Origin of the sequence: Catenibacterium sp. (assembly GCF_052354645.1) — a bacterium.
GTDB lineage: Bacteria > Bacillota_I > Bacilli_A > Erysipelotrichales > Coprobacillaceae > Catenibacterium > Catenibacterium mitsuoka_A.
In genome coordinates this window covers 1-4,712 of record NZ_DAWDDM010000155.1, presented here as the reverse complement: position 1 = coordinate 4,712, position 4,712 = coordinate 1, and the positions used below count along the sequence as shown (strand labels likewise).

Below are 4,712 nucleotides of genomic sequence, written 5' to 3'. Positions count from 1 at the left end.
ATAAGGAGTCTCTGCCTTGATCACAATAATATCTTTACCACGTCTGACTGTAATATCTAAAGGCGCAGTTTTAGAGTCAATTTTTAATGCTTTCTTAGTCATATCACTATGAAGATCTTCATAACTTGCGACTGCATAAGACACACCAGTCTGCTTACATTCAATATTAGTAATGATGTCACCTTTTTTAAATCCATATTTTGTCGCAGAGCCATTTTCTACAAGTGTTCCTACTTCACAACGATTGACGTTCACCTGACCACCCATTAAGTTTGCAGATAACATAATAACAAGTGCAAGCATGAAATTCATAAAGACACCTGCAAGCATAATAATAATCTTTTGATATGTCTTCTTACCCTTTAATGTACGTTCTACTGGAACATCCTTAAATTCTTCATTGTCTTCCTGATCCGCTTCACCTGCCATAGAGACAAAACCACCTATTGGTAAAGCACGAATCTGGAATTCTGTTTCTTTTCCTTTTTTTCCATAAATCTTAGGACCCATACCAATACTAAATGCGCCACAATAAACCTTGAAAAACTTAGCAGCTACAAAGTGGCCTAATTCATGTATTACAATAATTCCTGTAAGAATAAGCAGGAAAACGAGTATATTCAATAAAGTCTGCATCTTATAAACCTACTCTCTTTCTTACAAAAGCTCTTGCATCCGCATCTATCTTGATTAATTCATCAAGAGATGGATTTTCAACAACAGTATGTGCATTCATGGCTTCTTCAATTAAATCAACGATTTCTAGGAATTTAATCTTTCCATCACGGAATAACTGATTGGCTTCTTCATTTGCGCCATTGAAGACACAAGGCATACTGCCCCCTATTCTTCCTGCACGATAAGCAAGAGGTAATGCTTTAAATCTTTCTGTATCAGGCTTATAGAAATGAAGTGTTCCAATGTCTGATAAAGAAAGTCTCTTACTATTAATAAGCGGAATTCTATGAGGATATGTTAAAGCATATTGAATAGGCAAACGCATATCTGGAGTACCTAATTGTCCGATTACTGCAGTATCTGTACATTCAATCATAGAATGTACAACACTTTCAGGATGAATCAATACTTCAATATCATCATAATCTACATCAAAAAGCCATTTGGCTTCCATAACCTCTAAACCTTTATTAACTAAAGTCGCACTATCAATAGTGATCTTTGCACCCATGCTCCAATTAGGATGATTTAATGCCTGTTCAACAGTGGCATCCTTTAATTCATCCAATGATTTATCACGGAAACTTCCACCACTACATGTTAAAAGTATTTTTGAAATTTCTCTTGGATACTCTCCATGCATTGATTGGAAAATAGCACTATGTTCACTATCTACAGGTAAAAGCTGAATGCCATATTCTTTTGCGAGAGGAATAATTATATGTCCTGCAACTACTAGAGTTTCTTTGTTTGCAAGCGCAATATCCTTACCTGCTTTAATTGCTTCGATAGTTGGTAATAATCCTGCAAACCCTACAATCGCATTAAGAACTATTTCTGTCTCTTCAAGAGTACTAATTTGAATAAGTCCTTCCTGTCCAAGATAAAAATGACGATCTGGATATTTTTCACTTAAATAATCATAATCTTTCTGTTCTAGTACACAAATATGTGGAACAGGAAGTTGATTCATGATTTCTTCTAATTTCTTGATATTGTGTCCTGCTGACATTGCAACAATTTCAAATTCATCAGGATGTCCAGTCACAACATCAATTGTCTGTGTTCCAATAGAACCAGTCACACCAAGTACTGTAATTTTTTTCATAGATTGCCTCCTTCATTAGAGTAATGTAAGTAAGAATCCTAAAATCATAGAATTAAAGATGATAGAATCAAAACGATCCAACACACCACCATGACCAGGGAAAATCTGAGAATAGTCCTTTACTTCAAAAGTTCTCTTAATAGAACTAAATGTCAAATCACCAATCTGACCTGTTGTTGCAAGTACGAAGCTCATTAAGGCAAGATGAGGAAGTGCATAAGGAATCTGAACACAATAAGCATAAGCTAAACCTAATAAACCACCACATACTATACCACCAATAGACCCTTCAATTGTCTTCTTAGGTGAAAGACGAGGATTAAGTTTATGTTTACCAATTGCACGTCCCACAAAATAAGCAAATGTATCAGCGCCTAAAGTTGCAAGTGCTAAGAAGATAACATATCTGATATCTAAGGCTGTTCTAAAATAATAAATAGCATGAAGACCAAGAACTACTAAAGTCGCACTTGTAAAGTAATATGAAATCCTCAAGAAAGGCATACCTGCATCAAAGATTCCACAAATTAATAATATAACCATGTAGATTACAATAAACATATTAGATACAAGTAATCCTTTTGAAAAGAATAATGAACCTAGAATATAAACACCTATTATTCCATATAAATAAAAATGTGGCTTAGGTTCTTTTGTAATAGATAGTAATTCATATGTAGCCATAGCCCCAATAAAAGCTATAAGGATTTTAAAAGGAATACCACTTACAATAACACATGGTAAAAACAAAACTACTAATACAATCGCTGTTATGACTCTTTGCTTCATTTCTTCACTCCTCCATAACGACGATCTCTATTCTGATATTTCCAGATACATTCATGTAATTTTTCTGCATTAAAATCTGGCCAATATGCTTCATCAAAAATAAATTCAGCATAACTTAACTGCCATAATAAGAAATTTGATAAACGACATTCACCACTTGAGCGAATCATTAAATCAACAGGTGGTAATTCTTTCGTCATTAAATGAGATTCAAAATAATCTTCTGTAATATTATCTAAGTCAATCTTACCTTCTTTATATTCTTCACAAATCGCTTTAGTGGCTTCAACGATTTCATCACGTCCACCATAGATGAATGCAAAGACAAGCTTTAATCCCGTATTATCTTTAGTTTTATTAATAGCATCATTAATAATGTCTTGAGTTTCTTGTGGTGCGAGTTCTAGATGTCCAATTGTCATAATACGTACATTATTATCCATTAGTTCCTGAAAATATAAAGAGAAGAACTCTTTAGGTAACTTAAAGATATATTCTACTTCACTCTGTTCTCTTTTAAAGTTTTCAGTAGAGAATGCATAAACAGTCATTGCTTTTACACCTAAGTTGTTGGCTTCTAAAGCAAGATTTCTTATTGTTTTAGTTCCTTCATGATGACCATATGTTCTAGGCATTTTTCTTTTCTTTGCCCATCTTCCGTTTCCATCCATGATAAATGCGATATGAGCTGGAATTCGATTCATATCTAATGTATATTTTTCTTTTCTTTTAAAAAGCATAATAATCACCTCATAAACCGTATTATAACATAGTGCACTCCATTTTCAAACAGACAAAAAAAGGAGGATTTCATAATCCTCCCAAAATAACATTAAACTGTCATTAAATCCTTTTCTTTTTCTTTAGCAATCTGGTCAATCTTCTTAACAAATTCATTTGTTAAATTCTGAACATCTTCCTTACCTGCTTTTACTTCATCTTCAGTTTCGCCAGTCTTTTCAACATCAGCATTCGCATTTCTTCTGATATTTCTTAAAGCAACCTTAGCTTCTTCAGCAAGCTTATTTACCTGCTTAACCATTTCTTTTCTTCTTTCTTCAGTTAGAGGTGGAATCACAATACGGATGACTGTTCCATCATTCTGTGGAGTTAAACCTAAATCAGCCTGATAAATACCATGTTCAATATCCTTCATAGAGTTCTTATCATAAGGCTTAATCACTAACTGACGACCTTCTACAACTGAAATACCAGCAACCTGATTAAGCGGAGTTGGTGAACCATAATATTCAACCATAACTCTATCAAGCATGCTTGGATTAGCACGTCCAGTTCTAATATTAACTAATTCATTAGAGAAAGCATCAATTGATTTCTCCATCTTTTCTTTTGCTTCTTCAAGTACTAATTCTACCATTATTATTCTCCCTTTGAAATAATTGTGCCAGCCACTTCCTGTTTACATGCTAACGCAATATTTCCTTCTTTCTGCATATTAAATACACTTAAATCAATTTTGATGTCTTTACAGAAAGTAATAGCTGTCTGATACATCATCTTTAAATCTTTATTAAGAACATCTAAGTAAGTTAACTTATCAAACTTAACAGCATTAGGATCTAACTTAGGGTCAGCTGAATAAACACCATCAACACCATTCTTAGCCATTAAAATAACATCTGCATGAATTTCAGCAGCTCTTAATGCAGCAGTTGTGGCTGTAGTAAAGTATGGACTACCTGTTCCAGCTGAGAAAATAACAATACGACCTTTTTCAAGATGACGTACAGCTCTTCTTCTGATATATGGTTCAGCTACTTCTTTCATATCAATAGCAGTCATAACACGTGTTTCAAGACCAATTGATTCTAAAGCATTCTGTAAAGCAAGACCGTTCATAACAGTTGCAAGCATCCCCATGTAATCTGCACTTGCTCTTTCCATACCCATATCGGCACCAGTCTTACCTCTCCAGATATTACCGCCACCACAAACAATCGCAATTTCAACACCAAGATCTTTTGCATCTTTGATCTGCTGTGCAATGTCTTTAACTACAATAGGATTAATGCCAAAGCCCTGATCACCAGCCAAAGCTTCACCACTTATTTTTAATAAAACTCTTTTATAATTCATATGAATCTCCTTCTGTAAAATCTACAAATTAATTATAAAT

6 protein-coding genes are annotated in these 4,712 nt (G+C 33.9%); all 6 read right to left on the bottom strand.

Going from position 1 to position 4,712, the window contains the following annotated elements:
- A partial coding sequence (locus tag ACT8VG_RS07510) for a site-2 protease family protein (protein ID WP_444195532.1) occupies positions 1 to 636 on the bottom strand: 636 nt, incomplete at its 3' end.
- A gap of 1 nt (position 637) precedes the next feature.
- On the bottom strand, positions 638 to 1,786 hold the full coding sequence (locus ACT8VG_RS07505; protein WP_117458062.1) for a 1-deoxy-D-xylulose-5-phosphate reductoisomerase: 1,149 nt from the start codon (positions 1,784 to 1,786) through the stop codon (positions 638 to 640).
- A gap of 15 nt (positions 1,787 to 1,801) precedes the next feature.
- Complete coding sequence (locus ACT8VG_RS07500) at positions 1,802 to 2,575, bottom strand: phosphatidate cytidylyltransferase (RefSeq protein WP_444195531.1); 774 nt, start codon at positions 2,573 to 2,575, stop codon at positions 1,802 to 1,804.
- On the bottom strand, positions 2,572 to 3,315 hold the full coding sequence (locus tag ACT8VG_RS07495; protein ID WP_022424328.1) for an isoprenyl transferase: 744 nt from the start codon (positions 3,313 to 3,315) through the stop codon (positions 2,572 to 2,574). Before ACT8VG_RS07495 ends, ACT8VG_RS07500 begins: the two co-directional genes overlap by 4 nt.
- Positions 3,316 to 3,407: 92 nt before the next feature.
- Complete coding sequence (gene frr, locus ACT8VG_RS07490; RefSeq protein WP_117458064.1) at positions 3,408 to 3,953, bottom strand: ribosome recycling factor; 546 nt, start codon at positions 3,951 to 3,953, stop codon at positions 3,408 to 3,410.
- Between the two features lie 2 nt (positions 3,954 to 3,955).
- The gene (gene pyrH, locus ACT8VG_RS07485; RefSeq protein ID WP_444195530.1) at positions 3,956 to 4,672 is read right to left on the bottom strand and encodes a UMP kinase; all 717 of its coding nucleotides are present in this window, start codon (positions 4,670 to 4,672) and stop codon (positions 3,956 to 3,958) included.
- Positions 4,673 to 4,712 lie beyond the last annotated feature (40 nt).

What these genes read in the sequence shown, in the direction of transcription:
- ACT8VG_RS07505 (WP_117458062.1), bottom strand. Translation starts at nt 1,786, where the DNA reads ATGAAAAAAATTACAGTACTTGGTGTGACTGGTTCTATTGGAACACAG.
- ACT8VG_RS07500 (WP_444195531.1), bottom strand. Translation starts at nt 2,575, where the DNA reads ATGAAGCAAAGAGTCATAACAGCGATTGTATTAGTAGTTTTGTTTTTA.
- ACT8VG_RS07495 (WP_022424328.1), bottom strand. Translation starts at nt 3,315, where the DNA reads ATGCTTTTTAAAAGAAAAGAAAAATATACATTAGATATGAATCGAATT.
- frr (WP_117458064.1), bottom strand. Translation starts at nt 3,953, where the DNA reads ATGGTAGAATTAGTACTTGAAGAAGCAAAAGAAAAGATGGAGAAATCA.
- pyrH (WP_444195530.1), bottom strand. Translation starts at nt 4,672, where the DNA reads ATGAATTATAAAAGAGTTTTATTAAAAATAAGTGGTGAAGCTTTGGCT.